This is a genomic window from Pseudomonas sp. 18173 (genome assembly GCF_050432945.1).
GTDB lineage: Bacteria > Pseudomonadota > Gammaproteobacteria > Pseudomonadales > Pseudomonadaceae > Aquipseudomonas.
Window position 1 is genome coordinate 97579 of the sequence record NZ_JBKFTN010000011.1, and the last position, 15747, is coordinate 113325.

A 15747-nucleotide genomic window follows, 5' to 3' on the forward strand; every position below is an offset into this window, starting at 1 on the left:
GATTGAATATGCCGAAACATTCGACGAGGTTTATCAGTTCCGCCCTCGCTAGCGCACTGCTGCTCAGTGCCTGTTCGTCACTGGAGCCCAAGCCCTCCACCGACGAAGAGAACCGTCAGCGCATCCTCGCCGATCAGTCGCGCATGTATTCCGGACAGGAGCCGGTCACCGCGCCCATTACCTTTTATGAAGCAGCCGCCCGGGCGTTGAAGTACAACCTCGACTACCGCCTCAAGCTCATGGAAAGCGCCCTGGCGTCGGACCTGCGCGATGTTTCCAGCCATGAGATGTTGCCGCGCCTGGTGGCATCGGCCGGTTATGCCGGGCGAAACAACGATTCCGGCGGCACCTCCATCGGCATCGAAGACCGCCAGGTCAGCTTGCGGGCATCGACTTCCGAAGAGCGCTATCGCGAACTCTACGGCCTGGGCCTGAGCTGGAGCCTGCTGGATTTCGGCGTGGCCTATTACCGCACCCAGCAGAAATCCGATCAGATCCTCATGGCCGAGGAGCGTCGGCGCAAAGTCGCGCAGAACGTCTTGCAGGATGTGCGCAATGCCTACTGGCGTGCCCTCGGCGCGCAACGGCTGATGCCCGAAGTGGACAAGCTGCTGATGCGCACCCACACCGCGCTGACCTCCGCGCGCGAAGCCGAACAGCGTGGCCTGTTGCCGCGCCAGGAAATCCTCGCCTACCAACGCGCCCTGCTTGACTCCATCTACCTGCTGACCGTGCGCCGTCAGGACCTGGAATTCGCCCAGGCCGAGCTCGCGGCATTGATGTCGCTGCCGCCGGGGTCGAAAATGATCCTGGCTGACATGCCCGACCCACCGCTGCCGGAAGTGCGCCAAAGCATGGCGCAACTGGAGCAGTTGTCCCTGGAACACCGTCCGGAAATCATGGAGGAGTGGTATCGCAAACGGGTCAACCAGAAAGACCTGGACATTGCCAAGGCGCAATTGTGGCCGAACGTCACCGTGGATTACGGCTACCGGTACGACTCCAACAAATTCCTCTTCAACAACGACTGGAACGCCACCGGGCTGCAAGTCTCGATGAACCTGCTGCGCCTGCTGCAATTGCCATCGCTCAATGCAGCGCAAAAATCCCAGAGCGAAACCGATGACGCCCGCCGGGTGGCACTGTCCATGGCGATCCTGACCCAGGTGCGGGTCGGCACCCTGCGCTATCAACTGGCGCGCCAGGAGGTGGAATTCACCGAAGACAGCCTGCGGGTCGACCGCAGCCTGCTCGATTATGCCCAAGCGGCGAAAACCGGCGCCCTGGGCTCCGAACTCGAGGTGATCCGCTCCGAAGGTCGCTACCTGCTCTCGCGCTATCAGCGTGAAGCGGCGTTCTCCAGTGCCCAGGCGGCGTGGGGGCGCTTGTACAACTCCGTGGGGCTGGATGTCCTGCCGGAGGAAATCTCCAAACACGACATCAAGACCCTGGCCCGGGAAATCCAGCGCACATTGAACGAACAGGAACAGCAACGTCTGCTCATTACCCAGCAAGGAGCGCCGTATGCGCAAAACCGCCCTTGAGTCCTCCATAGGGACCCTGTTGTTGGCCTGTCTGGTCCTGCCCGTGAACGCCGATGACTCAGTGTCGGCCCCTGCCCTGGATAGCGCCAGTGCCATTCGCGTATTGCTGGCCGCTGAACTGGAAACCACCCTGTCGAGCCAGATGAGTGGCACCCTGGGCGAGATGAAAAGCGGTTTCGGCGAGCATGTCGCCAAAGCCGAGGTGCTCGCCCGCTTCAATTGCAACGAAGCCGAGGCCCGCAGCAAAGTGGCCGCCGCCGAGCTGGCCATGGCCAGGCAGAACCTGGAGGCGAAAAAACAGCTGCGCCAACTCAATGCCGTGGGCGACATCGAGGTCGCCATGGCCAACACCGAAGTGCAAAAAGCCGACGGCGCCCGAGCCATGGGCGTGGCCCAGAGCGGTTACTGCCAGGTACTGGCGCCGTTTTCCGGGCGTATCGCCAAGGTCTACGTCAAGCCGTTCCAGACCGTTACCGCGGGTACGCCACTGTTCGATCTGGTCAGTGACGGCGCCTTGAAAGTCCGGCTCAACGTACCTTCCAATCTGCTCAAGACCCTCAAGCCCGGCCTGCCGCTGCAAGTGAGCATCCATGAAACCGGCAAGGCCTACCCGGCCCATGTCAGCGCCATCAACTCGCGGGTCGATGCGGTGGCCCAGACAGTCGAGCTCGAAGCCCGGCTCGACCAGAAATACCCTGACCTGATGGCCGGCATGAGCGGCACGGCGCAGTTCAACCAGGACACTGCCCAGCAAAGCGATGTACTGCAAAACAGTGCCCAGCCATGACAATGAACGAGCCGCTGCCCCACCCTCATCTGCTGCTGGAACTTGACGCCCTGCGGGACAAGGCCATGGCCGCCGATTCGCTGAACGCCCTGGCGTTCAGCATGGCCAATGATCTGTACCCGCTGCTGCCGTTTCATCAGGCGCTGGTCTTTGCCCAACAGGAATCGTCGCTGGAACTGCTGAATGTTTCCGGGCTGTCACGCCCCAGCGAAGATTCGCCGTACCTCGTCTGGCTGCGCCGGGCCAGCCGCTGGATCGCCACTCAAGTGCCCGACAGCGAGCCGGTGTGGCTGACAGCGGACACCACCTCCCCACCGCCGGATATCGTCGAAGGCTGGAACGAATGGTGGCCTTGCGGCCTCTGGTGCATTGCGTTGAAGGATCGCGACGGACAACGCCTGGGCCTGCTGACGTTATTGCTCGAACAAGAGCCGCCAGCCATGTTGTGGCAACACCTCAAGGGGCTGGTCAACACTTGGGGCTACTGCTGGGCAGCACTGGCCCGGCATCGGCGCTTGAGCCGCTGGCGCCCCAATCGCAAGCAACTGCTGCTGGGCCTGGTCGTGTTCGGTGCCTTGTTGTTGCTGCCGGTACGGCAAACCGCACTGGCCCCGACGGAAATCGTCTCGCGCCAGGCGCAAATCATCAGTTCGCCCATCGACGGCGTGATCGAACAGATCCAGGTGCGTCCCAACCAACCGGTAGAGACCGGGACGCCGCTATTTTCCCTGGACGAAACCACCTTGCGCAGTCGCGCCGAAGTATTGGGCAAGGAAGTCGCCGTGGCCGATGCCGAGCTGCAGGCTGCCAGCCAGCGGGCGTTCGACAACCCGCAAAGCAAAAGCGAGCTGACCCTGCTCCAGGGCCGGGCCCAGCAACGCCGGGCCGAACTGGCGGCAGTGCAGGCCCAACTCAAGCGCACCAGGGTCCTTTCACCGCGCGCCGGCGTGGCAGTGTTCAGCGACCCTAATGACTGGCTGGGCAAACCGGTGGTCATCGGCGAACGGATCATGCAAGTGGCCGACCCTTCCCAACCGGCCATGCAGATCCAGCTGGCGGTGGCCGATGCCATCGCCCTGGAGCCCGGAGCTGAAGTCACGCTGTTTCTCACGGCGTACCCGCTGACCCCGCTCAAGGGCAGGATCCTCGAAACCAGTTATCAGGCCCGCCCCAGCGATGAAGGTGTGGTCGCCTATCGTCTGCTGGCAAGCATCGAAGGCGCGCCGGAGCATGCGCGCCTCGGCCTGCACGGTACCGCCAAACTGTACGGCGGCCGGGTGATGCTGGGTTACTACTTGCTGCGCCGGCCGCTGGCGACGCTGCGGGCGTGGAGTGGCTGGTAATGCTGGATCCTGCTGACTTGCCTCTGCCGCCATTGCGCGAAGACCTGCGCCTGAGCGAAGCCGCCAACGGCAGCAACGGCGAACCGGCCTGGGTGATCCAGGACACAGTGATCAACCGTTTTTACCGCATCGGTTGGCTGGAGTTCGAATGCCTGCTGCGCTGGGGTCAGTCGCCCCGGCAGATCAGCGAGCAGATTGCCGAAGGCACCGCGCTCAAACCGGATGTCGAACAGATCCTCGACTTCCACCAGTTCCTCGAGCAGCACCAACTGCTGCGGGCCGGTCCGGCTGCGCTTGAACGGCTCAAGGCCAGGGACGAGGCAGGCAGTTGGCTGAGCTGGCGCTGGTGGCTGCACCATTACCTGTTCTTCCGTATTCCGCTGCTGCGTCCGCAACAGCCGTTGCAACACCTGGCCCGCGCACTGGGCTGGCTGTTTCACCCGGTCACGGGCCTGCTGGTCTTTGCCCTGAGCCTGTGGGGGGTGATTCTGGTCCTGCAGCAATGGGATGTCTTTACCCACGCCGTGGTCGAATCATTTTCCACCGAAGGCCTGTTCAGTTTCGCTTTGGCGCTGATCGTCGCCAAAACCCTGCATGAACTGGGGCATGCATTGGTGGCGACGCGCCTGGGATTGCGGGTCGGCCACATGGGCATCGCTTTCGTGGTGTTGTGGCCGATGCTCTACACCGATACGGGCGAAAGCTGGAAACTCAGTCGCTCGCGCCAGCGCCTGGCGATTGCCTCGGCCGGCATCGTCACCGAATTGTCCCTGGCCGGGTTGTCGACCCTGGGCTGGGCACTGTGTGATCCGGGCCCGTTGCGCAATGCCCTGCTGTACCTGGCGACCACCAGCTGGCTGCTGTCACTGGCACTCAATGCCAGCCCGTTCATGCGTTTTGACGGCTACTTCATCCTCTCCGACCTGCTGGACTTTCCCAACCTGCATGAACGCGCCTCGGCCCTGGCGCGGGTCACCTTGCGGCGTAATCTGCTGGGCTTGCGGGAAGACTGGCCGGAATCGTTTCCGCCCACGCAACGCCGGCTACTGGTGACGTTCGCGATCATCACCTGGCTGTATCGGCTGATACTGTTTCTGGGGATTGCCCTGGCGGTCTACCTGTTCTTCTTCAAATTGCTGGGGATCATCCTGTTCATGGTCGAATTGTCCTGGTTTATCGCCATGCCGGTGGTGCGCGAATTGAATCATTGGTGGCAACACCGTGCCGGCATTCCAAGCCGACGCAAGTTGATGTTCTACGGCGTGCTGGCGCTGATTGTCGTCGGGCTGGCAATTCCCTGGCGCAGCCAGGTCGACGCGGTGGGCGTGGCCCGTGCCGAACATCAGTTGCGCGTCTATGCGCCCTACCCCGCACGCCTGCAATCCATACACGCCGATGGCCCTGTCAACGCTGGCGAAACCCTGATCGTGCTCGACGAGCCGGACATAGCCTCGCGCCTGCAAAGCAGCGAAGCCAACGCCCGCAGTTATGAAGCACGTCTGTCAGGGTTGCTGGCCGACCCCGGCGGATTGCAAGAGGACGCCGTCACCCGGCAACGCCTTAACGTGCAATTCGAAGAAGCCCGGGCCGCGCGCTCGGAGATCGCCCGGCTCAACCTGCAAACACCTTTCGCCGGACTCTGGCTGGACGTCAATCCGGACTGGAAATCCGGCCAGTGGGTGGGCCGCCAGGAACCCCTGGGCATGCTGATCGACCCGCGCAGCTGGCAGGTGGACGCCTATGTCGCCCAGGATCAGGTGCATCGCTTGGTCACTGGTGACCGCGTGCGCTTTTACCCGGACGGCCAGACCACCCCGCTCGGTGGCCACGTACTGGTGATCGGCAGCACCCGCGCCAGTCAACTGTCGCACCGCATGCTGTCTTCACGCTTCGGTGGCCCGGTGCCGACCACGTCAGCGGAACATGCGCTGATCCCGAGCGCGGCGTTGTTCCAGGTGCTGATTCAACTCGACGAACCCTTGCCGAGCCTGCGCGAGACCCGGGGGCATCTGAAAATCGAAGGTGAACGTCGCAGTTTGCTGGCTGATGGTGCGACGCACTTGATGGCGGTAATGATGAGGGAAAGTGGTTTCTGAGAAAACACTTCACCCCGCCACGACAAACACAATGATCGGCCCGCACACCGCCAGCAACACGTTGGAAATGGCGTAGCACACGGTAAAGCCGATCACCGGGGTGTTGCTGCCGGACTGCTCGATGATCTTGTTCATTGACGCGGCTTCGGTTTGCGCACCGGCCAGTGCACCGAACAGGATCATCGGGTGCAGGCGCAGTACGTAGCGCCCGAAGTACAGCGCCACCAGCGGCGGCACGATGGTGACCACGGCGCCGGACAGCAGCAACGCCAGGCCTTGTTCCTTCATCGCGGCAAAGGCTGCGGGACCTGCCAGCAGGCCGACCACCGCACCGAACGCGGTCAGGCCGAACTCGGAGAACGCCCATTGCGCGGCCGGTGGCAACGCGCCGATTTCCGGGTGGCGCGAGTTGTACCAGCCAATGACCAGTGCCGCGACCAACACCCCGCCACCTATTCCCAGCTCCACAGGGATCATCCCGACATGGGTCGACAACAACCCCAGCAGTGAGCCCAGCACCATGCCAAGGGTGTGCATGGCAATATCGCTCTTGTAATTGTGTTCGCGAATTCGCCCTAACCGCTTGGCCACCGCTTCGACACTGGCGGTGCGGCCGGTCAGGGTAATCACATCGCCTCGACGCAACACCGTATCGGGCAGCAAGGGCAACTCGTAGCCCTGACGGGTGATGGTGTTGATGAAGCAGCCCAGACGCCTCGCGCTTTCCAGCCGGCTCTTCGCCTGATGGATTGTCTTGCCCGCAAACTCTGGCGAGGTCAGGATGATGTCCGCCTCGCGGGTCGGGAAAGACAAGGATTCGGCATGGTCGATTTCCGGCCCGATCCACTGGGTGAGCGTACCCACCGCTTCGCGCAAGGCGTAGACCCCGACGATATCCCCGGCCATCAGCGTGAACACCTCGTCACGCTCGATGATCTTTGCGGCCCGCACCACTCGCTCGACGGTCAGCGACTCGTGCTGTTTCTCCACATCGGCGATCCGCTGCCCATTCGCCGAACTGTTGGCTGCCACCTGGTGCGCTCGCACGACAATGCGGGTGTACGGTACGGTGATCGCGTCTTCTTCCTTGGCGATGCCCAACTCCAGCTCAAGCTCACGCGCCGAGGCCTTGAGATCCACGCCCAGCAGCTTGGGCGCAATACTGCCGACGAAGACGATCAAGCCGATGGTGCCGAACAGGTAGGTGATCGCGTACGCAATCGCCATGTGGCTGTTGAGCTGGGCCCTGGCCGCGGTGTCGATCGTCAGTTGATTAAGGGCACTGGTGGCGGTGCCCATGATCGCCGTATCGGTCAGTGCACCGGCCCCGAGGCCTGCGGTGAAGCCGGCGTCGAAATCGAACAGCGCGTTCATCGCCAAAATCGCCGCCAGTGCCGTCCCGCACAGCACCACGCTCAACACCACCAGTTTCAGTGTGCCGCGATTGAGACTGCCGAAAAACTCCGGCCCGCTCTTGAAGCCGACGGCGTAGATGAACATCACGAAGAACACCGATTTCAATCCGGTCGGCACCTCCAGCCCGATCTGGCCGATCAGCAACCCCATCAGCAGCGCACCGGCCACCGAACCCAGGTGGAAACTGCCGATGTGGATGCGGCCGATGAAGACCCCCAGGGCAATGGCCAGGAACACCGCGATTTCCGGGTCAGTGCGCAGGGCGTGGAGAATGAACTCAAGCATGGTGCGGCCCCCCTATCAGGTAAACAATCACGGTTCCTTCGGCTCTTGTGCCGGGGCCGGGTACCACTTGTCCCTGGGTACCCATTTCTCTTGCTGCGGATCACCCAGGTAGTGCGGCGACATGATCTGTACGCCGTACTCGTTGAACACATCCTGGATGTTGGCGTGCAACATGCTCAGCAACACCGCTCGCGGCCGGGGCTGACTGGGAATGGCCTGGGCCACCAGCCGGTATTCCGGGTAGAAGTCCGACAAGGCCGTCTGAAACACCTGGGCCGGTGGCACTTCGAGAATCCCCGGCGTGCGTCTTGCGGCCTCCAGCAACATCGCTTCCACCTGCCGCCACGGCGTGTCGTAGCCGATGGTCACGACAGTGTCGACCACGTAACCAGGGCCTTGCACTACCCGTGAGTAGTTCTTGGTGACGGTGCCGGTGATCATCGAGTTGGGCAGGGTCAGCACCTCGCCCAGGCCGGTGCGGATGCTGGTGGTAAACATGCCCAGTTCGGTCACCGTGCCTTCGTAGTCGCCAATGCGCACGAATTCGCCGGGGCGCAGGGTTCGGGTGTAGGTCAGGATCAACCCTGCCGCCGCCTGTCCCACCACGCTGGTGGCACCGAGGGAAATCATCAGGCCGATCAATACCGACAAGCCTTTGAACGCATCGGTGCCGGCACCCGGCAGGTACGGATAGGCCATGGCCAGGGCAAACAGCCAGATCGCCAGCGACGTCAGGCGTTGGGTCGGTTGCAGGGTTTCATGGTTCAGCCAGCTGAGGGTTCCGGGTGCCGCCATGCGCCGCAGGATCCGCCGCATGAACGCGGTGGCGCCGCGGGCGATGAAGAAGATCGCCAGCGCCACGCCCAGCCCGGGAATGGCACCGATAATCCCTTGCAGCAGATAGCCACCGAGTTCCCACAGATAGTTGTTGAGGCTTTCGCCCCAGGGACGGGTATAGGGAAACCGTGACAGGACAAAGCCCAGCCATTCGTAGGTCAGCAGCAACACGACGATCCAGCGCACCAGCTCCAGCAGGCGGCTGACCAACGGATACAGATAATTGGCATCGACCAGTGGAACCCTTCCGACTTTCAGGGCCTGGGTGTGCCGATGCATCAGTTCGGGCAGTTTCTTCAGCGCTCTGCGTCGCACAAGCGACATGCCGAACAGCAGGCCGATGTAGACGCCGGTGGCCACCACCGCGGCGCCTGCGGAACGCAGGATCAAGCGCAGGCTGCGGGCTTCGCGGGTTTCGGCCACGACCTGGCGCAGCTTGCCAGCCGCGGCTTCGGCGGCCTGCTGGATCGAGTCGTATTCGGTCTCGTCGAAGTCCTTGGGCGACACGATAAAAGCCCGTCGGTTACCCAGCAGCACCATGTAGCTTTTCGAGATCGGGTCGAGGGTGACATTGAGGTCGTCCTCTTCATCCAGCGCCTCACCGATGACCGCTTTCGCCCGTTTAACCCGGTTGGCCGGTGCTTCGCCGAGGATGCTCGCGCGAAACACCATGATGCTGCGGTTGGCCACTTTCAATTCAGCGGGAGCATCGACCACTTTCGGCGCGTCCTCGGCCCACAGTTGCACCGACCAGAACATCCCGAAAACAGTAAACATTACCGCGAGCAGCCTGCTCCGCATGTGTCGGATCCTTACTTCACAAGATTCGAATCGAGGGTACGTCTCGCAGCGTAGTTCAGCGATGAATGGTTGTCAGATTTGCGAGTCGGGATCTTGCTGAACAGGTCAGCTTACGGAAAGCGCAAGAGCAAACGACAAATTGCATTTTGCAACCAACACCCGATTGGGGAGAAAAAGCCCAGGCAAGTGTGCCGAGCGTTGCCGGCCAAAGGGGGGAACATATTACGGACTCCAACTCTATTAACGTTCCCATTGAGCCCGATGACGGCAGACCTGTTCTAAACGGCAGAGAGTACAGCCGGATCTCCCGAACGCCAGACGTTGTCCACCGTGACGCTCTGGATGAGCCAGTCCCCATCCGCCTTCACCAGTTTTACGTCGTAGCGGTTTTTCATCAGGTAGTGCCGTGAGTGATCATTTTGCGGCACGTGTTGCGCTTCCACGAGCGCATCCAGCTGCGCCAGATCCCCATCGATACTGACGCGGGGATTACTGACCGAATGTGTCGTGTCGATTCGGGCAAGCGAACCGGACAACGCCGCTACGATGGTTTCTCGACCCGTCAGCACAGGGTATTCAAACCCGGCTTTTGCGGCGGCAGGCCTGAAGTCGGAAATCGCATCCTCGGTGAACACCGATGCAAGAACTGCGTTGTCGCGCAAGTCGATGCCGGCGGCGAATCGGTAAAGCGTTTCCACCACCGCGAGCTGGTCTGTGGTGTCTTGGGAGTATGTGGTCGACATGATTGACGCCTTGAGTGAAGTGAATCCGCAGGAAAGAAGCAGGCTCAAGCGCAACAGGTGGCTGGCCCGCTTGCGCTTCATAAATCGGTGATCGTTGTCCCGTCGACGGTCTCGGCAAATCCGCTTCCGAAGACCCGGCCTGGCGTTTCAAACCCCGGCCGTCGATCGCCGTCCAGCACTCGCCGCGCGGCTTCAACCGCCACCAACGGTGTGTAGGAATAGCCGTTGACGGTTTCAATCACCGAGCGCGCCACGCTGCCATCGGCATCTGTAACCTCTACCACCGCTCGGGCACGATGCGCTTCGCGTTGTTCAACGCTTGGACCATCAGGTAATAGCGATAGATCGCCCCCAGGGAACGCATCGCCGCTGACGTGCACGAACATCGCAATGTCGGGAATGCCGGTGGAGTGCCAGCCAGTCACCAGATCACCGAACGACAATGGTGCGCACAGCACCGGGCCGTCGCCGAAATCGAAGTGACGCGGTTGCGCATCCGGGGTTGCAACGAGTTGACCATTGAGACGCGCCAGCAGGCCGGCATCCATGATTTCGCTGACACTCAGCGCCGATCCCCGTGACATTGAGCCAGCAACCTGCAGTGCGATCCTCAGTGAATGCGGTTGCTGCACACGTCGAGCGACCTGCATTGCCAGGCAATCGGTGGGCACAACGTCCCAACCGACACCGGGCAATAACATCACGCCCGCCCTGGCGGCCTGAGCACCCAGTTGTTCCGCCTGCCGATAGACATTGATCTCCGCCGTGATGTCCAGGTAGTCGACCCCGGCCTCGATACAGGCCTGCATCAAGGCCTGCGCCGTCTGTGCAAACGGCCCGGCGAAATTCAGCAACACCGCGATGCCCTCCAGGGACTTCTCAGCGTGGGCACCCGGGCTGAACACGCGATAAGGAACATCCAGCTGCGTGGCAAGCGCTTGCAGTTTTTCGACATTGCGACCGGCAACGACAAGGTCCATCCCCTGCCCCTTGGCATGCTCGGCCGCCATGCGACCGGTGTATCCCGTCGCGCCGTAAATCATCAATGTGCTCATGAGCTGTGCTGCCAGTTCTTGTACACAAATTCGAGACTGTAGCCGTCCGGGTCGAAGACGTTGGCGGCGTAATAATTCGGGTCGTAGTGCAGACGTGCGCCCGGGGCGCCGTTATCGACAGCACCTCTTCGCAGGGCGGCCGCATAGGCTGCGTCGACTTCGGCCTTGCTGCTCGCCACAAAGCCGACATGCACCGCCCGCCCCTCCACCACGCCTTCGCGCAACCAGAAAAACATACGTCCATTGGCACCGAATCCCTTCAGATCCGGATGCCCTGGCGGTCCACCCTTGCCGTCGTAATCAAGCCTTGCGGTGATACCCAGCGGGGTCAGTGTCGCAGTGTAGAAATCAACGGAACGATCGATGTCACTGACCGACAGAAAAATATGATCAAGCATTGGCAAGCCTCGCGCTCGGATACAGATTCAAATGAAATAGCCGCCCGCGACTTCGACGGTCAGATTGACGATGCTGGCGCCGATGCCCCGGCTACCGCCGGTAATAACGATAACGCTCATGCGCTGCTCCAATGTCACAGGGGTGAGTCACCACAGTAGCCCTGTGTATCGTGGCGAGCGCAGCCGATCCTGCTGGAGACCTGCCTGTTTCTGCTTTTTGCTTGCGTGCCCGCATCTGCGTGAGTTCAGATGAACGCCATGAAAACTCAACTGACAGAACTTCGTGCCTTGGCCTGCCGTGCCGAAAACCGCCGCACGGATACGGGTATTCCGCGCGTCGCCATGGTTCAGGGTGAAATCCCCGAACATCTGCTGGCCGCCGTCTACGAACCGATGATCAACCTGATTCTGCAAGGCAGTAAATGCATGACCATCGCCGACCGGACGCTTCGATATGACCCGGCGACGTACTTCGTCATGTCCATCGACCTGCCAGCGGTCGGTCAGGTGCACCCCACTGCAGGTGGCGAGCCGTATCTGGCGGTCAGCCTGACCCTTGATCCGGTTGTCTTGACCACGCTACTGGCCGACTTGCCCAAACCGCTCGGAGAACATGAACAGGAAGCAGGTTTTTCCGTGGCCGCCGTCACGCCCGAGCTGATGGACGCCTGGGTGCGCCTGCTGCGCCTGATGGGCAAGCCCGAGGAAATCGCCGCCCTTGCGCCGGTCTACGAGCGAGAGATTCTGTACCGCGTCCTGCAAGGCCCCCATGGCTGGATGCTGCGCGATATCGCGGCACCCGACAGCGCCATGGCGCGGGTCAACCTGGCCATTGCGCACATTCGACAGGACTTTGCCGACCCCATCCGGGTCGATGCATTGGCACAGTTGGCGTCGATGAGCGTGTCGGCCTTCCACCGACACTTCAAGGCCGTCACGGCGCTCAGTCCATTGCAGTATCAAAAGCGGGTCCGCCTGCTACAGGCCCGGACCTTAATGGTCGCCCATGCCAAAAGCGTCACTGGTGCGGCGTTTGAAGTGGGTTATGAAAGCGCAACTCAATTCAGCCGTGACTACGCACGCGTGTTTGGCTTGCCCCCTTCGAAAGATGTGGCGCGGATGCTTGGGGAGATCCGAAGCAGTGGTGGTTGGGGTTGAGTCTGTTTGCGGCTTTTCATTGGCGTGCATTCCAGACACTATCTCGCAATGCCCGCTTTGGTTGAAAACCGCTGCAATTGACCCATTGCTGCCTTTCGCAAAGGGCAGAATTCGGCCATAAATGGACGCTCCCCCCCTTCCCGAAAACCTCAACTACACTGCTGCAAGCCCAATTTAGAGCTTCCATGCACGTCTGCCGCCTAAAAAATCCTGGCTTGTGCCTTTATATCTGGCTGCAACCTTCGCGGTCTACTGAATGTCTTGCTTGCCCTTCAGGAGTTTCCAATGAGAGCCGTAGATGGATTGATGACTCGAATGACCACTCGCCTGCTGCCTTGCCTACTGGCGACGGCGATCGCCACTTGTGTCATGGCCACCGCGCAGGCGGCAACCGAACCGCTGGGTGGTCAACCGCCAGCGGGGTCGGCCCCCTCGGTCAAAGACTTCGACTACCAGATCAAATACCAGCGTGCGTTCGAAGCCATCCTTTGGAACATGCCGGCAATCGCCATCTACTCATTCCGCCGTGCCGCCGAGAAGGACCTCGGCTACAAGGACAACGACATCATTGCCTATTCGGCAACGGCCACCCCTCAACTCGAAGCAATTACCGCAAACAGCACCACACCCTACATCGCCGCCTACACCGACCTGCGCAAAGGCCCTGTGGTCCTGGAAATCCCCACGGCAAGTGCTGAGGGAAGTCTTTACGGCCAGGTGGTGGATGCCTGGCAGCTGACTATCGCCGACGTCGGCCCGGCCGGGCTCGACAAAGGCAAAGGCGGCAAGTACCTGTTCACTGCACCGGACTACAAGGGGGCAATTCCCAAGGGCTACATCCACGTCAGCTCGCCGAACTACCGCATCGCCCTGGCCTTCCGCTCGGTGCCGCCAGCGGGCAAGACCGCCAAGGATGCCTACGCTTACGCCAAGCGACTGCGCATGTACTACCTGTCCGAAGCCAAGTCACCACCCCAACAGAAGTTCATCGACCCCGCGCATGAACGCTACCCGACGCTGCCGTTCTACGACGAACGCCACTTCGAGGACATGCACGCGATCATGAGCGTTGAGCCGGTACGCGAACACGACAAAGTCATGATGGGCATGTTGTCGTCGCTGGGCATCGTCAAAGGCAAACCTTTCGCACCGGACGAAACCGCGAAACGGGCCATGCACCAGGCGGCGATCGATGCCTGGTTCTACCTCCAGCAATGGTTCGACACCGAGATGTCCAAGCGTGTGTACTGGCCAGATCGGCACTACGTTTCGCTGTTGCAGGCAGACGCCAACCGCAAGTTCAATTTCATCTACGACGATCGCATCGACCTGCTCGAGCGCGCGGCGGAATACTTCTGGTGCACCTACATGCCCAAGGTGCTCAGCGACTCGCCAGCCACTTCCTACCAGATGGCGATGGCCGACAAGGACGGAAAACCACTGGAGGCCGGCCAGCTCTACAAGCTCGATGTGCCCAAGGACATGCCGGTCAAGCAGTTCTGGGCACTGACGGTCTATGACCGCGCCACCTTCTCGTTCATCTACAGCGACAGCAACCGCACCACGCTGTCGTCGTTCGATGTCGAGAAGATGAAGAAGAACCCCGATGGCGGCGTGACGATCTATGTCGGCCCGACGGCTCCGGCAGGCGAGGAAGCCAACTGGATTCCCACCTCGAGCAAGCGCCCCTTGCCGGCCATGCGTTTCTACGGCCCCACCGAAGCGTTCAACAACAAGACCTTCAAGCTGCCCGACTTCGAACGGGTCAACCCCTGAGTACTGTCTGCCACCTTCGATAACCAAACGACAGGGCTGGCCCGCCAGTCCAAAGGAGTCTCGATGAAACCGATGTTGCTTGGAGCAGCCCTGCTTTCCCTGGCCGTGCCGGCCTTTGCGCAAATCCCGGACAAGCTGGCCGAAGATGCCTATATCTACGGCTATTCCATTGATGAAGCCTACAAGTTCTTCTATGAGACGGCGGTCAAGACCCACACCCCGCTCAACCGCTTCCAGAACATCCGCCACCTGGCCGACGACACCTACGTCGATCACCCCACTATCAACAACGACACCCTGCACTTGCAGGGTTGGCTGGATGTGGCCGCAGAACCTGTGATCATCAGCGTCCCGGATATGGACAAGGGCCGATACTGGATCCTGCACACCATGGACATGGGCCACTACACGACGTCCATGATCGGCTCGCGCACTCGTGAAACCAAAGGCGGCCACTTCATGTTTGCCTCACAGGACTGGAAGGGCGAAGTACCGGGTAGCGTCACCGAGGTGATCCGTGTCGACTCCAACCTGGTGAAATTGATGGGCCGGATCATGGCCACGGACCCCGAGGACCAGAAAGCCGCGCTCAACTACATGGACGACTGGAACGTCAGAACGCTCTCCGCCTACCTCGGCGAGCCCGGCCCCAAAGCCAAGGAACGTACCTACCTGGACCCGGCGAAAACCAACTGGCTGCAACGGGTCGATTTCGTCCTGTGCGACGGCAGCATGGGCAAGGCAGACAAGAAATGGCTGGATCAATACAAAGCGGTCGGGCTGGAACCCTGCAAGAAAGATTTCACCAAGGAGCAACTGGCTGCCGCCAAGAAAGGTGAAGCACTGGGCCTCAAGCACATCAAGGACCTGGCGCCCAACCTGTTGACGTCCGCCAAGTCCCTGGGCACCCGCGAGCAATTGGGTGACGGGCAGCGTGACTTGTTTGCCGTAGGCACCTATGTGGGGCAATGGGGCCTGCCACCGGACGAAAGTGTCTATCTCAAGGAAGGCACCGCCAGTGATGGGAAAAACATCAACGGTGCCAATGGCAAGTCATACCGCATCACCTTCAAGGCTCCGGATGTCAGCCAGTTCTGGTCCTTCACGGTGTACGCGTCGGACAACCGCTTCATGGCCCACAACGCGATCAACCGCCACAGCCGTGGTGACCGAACGCTGAAGCCCGATGCCGATGGCAACTACACCATCGAATTGAGCGCCAAGGGTGACGAGAGCAACCCCAACTACCTGCCCATTCCGGAAAAGGATGCGTACATCGTGATGCGTCTGTATGGCCCGAGCAAGGCGGTGCAGGAAGGCAGCTACAAGTTCCCGCCCATTGAAGTGACCTCACACTGACGTTTCAGGCTTTTGCCCTCCCATTTGGGAGGGCACTTTAACCCACTTATTCCGCTTCAGAATTGCATGTCTGCTATGGGTCGATTGGTCATGGTTGGCGGATATCGGCCAGAAGTCAGTGACGAGAACGCATCTTGAAGGAATGCTCA

The 15747-nt window shown here is 61.0% G+C and carries 12 protein-coding genes; 7 read left to right on the forward strand and 5 right to left on the reverse strand.

Annotated features, from left to right (window positions below; all coding sequences use genetic code 11):
• The first annotated feature begins 8 nt into the window (after positions 1-8).
• Genes ACLD1X_RS14385 through ACLD1X_RS14400 form a run of 4 tightly spaced genes read left to right on the forward strand, consistent with a single transcriptional unit; the run spans position 9 to position 5770 of the window.
• A complete protein-coding gene (locus tag ACLD1X_RS14385; protein WP_429368639.1) occupies positions 9-1544 on the forward strand; it encodes a TolC family protein in 1536 nt (511 codons plus the stop codon).
• A complete protein-coding gene (locus ACLD1X_RS14390; RefSeq protein WP_429368641.1) occupies positions 1525-2331 on the forward strand; it encodes an efflux RND transporter periplasmic adaptor subunit in 807 nt (268 codons plus the stop codon). The genes ACLD1X_RS14385 and ACLD1X_RS14390 overlap by 20 nt, the downstream gene beginning before the upstream one ends.
• Positions 2328-3674 (forward strand): efflux RND transporter periplasmic adaptor subunit, encoded by a 1347-nt coding sequence (locus tag ACLD1X_RS14395; protein ID WP_429368643.1) that lies wholly within the window; start codon positions 2328-2330, stop codon positions 3672-3674. Before ACLD1X_RS14390 ends, ACLD1X_RS14395 begins: the two co-directional genes overlap by 4 nt.
• A complete protein-coding gene (locus ACLD1X_RS14400) occupies positions 3674-5770 on the forward strand; it encodes a site-2 protease family protein (protein ID WP_429368645.1) in 2097 nt (698 codons plus the stop codon). Before ACLD1X_RS14395 ends, ACLD1X_RS14400 begins: the two co-directional genes overlap by 1 nt.
• Positions 5771-5779: 9 nt before the next feature.
• Here the strand turns inward: ACLD1X_RS14400 and aspT are convergent, their stop codons facing one another.
• From aspT to ACLD1X_RS14425, 5 genes are all read right to left on the reverse strand, one after another.
• Positions 5780-7471 (reverse strand): aspartate-alanine antiporter, encoded by a 1692-nt coding sequence (gene aspT, locus ACLD1X_RS14405; RefSeq protein WP_429368647.1) that lies wholly within the window; start codon positions 7469-7471, stop codon positions 5780-5782.
• Between the two features lie 27 nt (positions 7472-7498).
• Positions 7499-9109 (reverse strand): mechanosensitive ion channel family protein, encoded by a 1611-nt coding sequence (locus ACLD1X_RS14410; protein WP_429368649.1) that lies wholly within the window; start codon positions 9107-9109, stop codon positions 7499-7501.
• Positions 9110-9387: 278 nt separating this feature from the next.
• A complete protein-coding gene (locus ACLD1X_RS14415; RefSeq protein ID WP_429368808.1) occupies positions 9388-9852 on the reverse strand; it encodes a nuclear transport factor 2 family protein in 465 nt (154 codons plus the stop codon).
• Between the two features lie 77 nt (positions 9853-9929).
• Positions 9930-10907, reverse strand: a complete 978-nt coding sequence (locus ACLD1X_RS14420; RefSeq protein ID WP_429368651.1) for a saccharopine dehydrogenase family protein — start codon at positions 10905-10907, stop codon at positions 9930-9932.
• A complete protein-coding gene (locus ACLD1X_RS14425) occupies positions 10904-11305 on the reverse strand; it encodes a VOC family protein (protein ID WP_429368653.1) in 402 nt (133 codons plus the stop codon). Before ACLD1X_RS14425 ends, ACLD1X_RS14420 begins: the two co-directional genes overlap by 4 nt.
• A 258-nt stretch (positions 11306-11563) precedes the next feature.
• Between ACLD1X_RS14425 and ACLD1X_RS14430 the strand changes: the two genes are divergently transcribed.
• The 3 genes from ACLD1X_RS14430 to ACLD1X_RS14440 all read left to right on the forward strand — a co-directional run bounded on the left by ACLD1X_RS14430 (position 11564) and on the right by ACLD1X_RS14440 (position 15598).
• A complete protein-coding gene (locus ACLD1X_RS14430) occupies positions 11564-12463 on the forward strand; it encodes an AraC family transcriptional regulator (RefSeq protein WP_429368655.1) in 900 nt (299 codons plus the stop codon).
• A 285-nt stretch (positions 12464-12748) separates the two neighbouring features.
• Entirely contained in the window at positions 12749-14239 is a 1491-nt protein-coding gene (locus tag ACLD1X_RS14435) for a DUF1254 domain-containing protein (protein WP_429368657.1), read from the forward strand.
• Between the two features lie 63 nt (positions 14240-14302).
• Positions 14303-15598: a DUF1254 domain-containing protein gene (locus ACLD1X_RS14440; RefSeq protein ID WP_429368659.1), complete on the forward strand. Its 1296-nt coding sequence runs from the start codon at positions 14303-14305 to the stop codon at positions 15596-15598.
• The last annotated feature ends 149 nt before the right edge of the window (positions 15599-15747 follow it).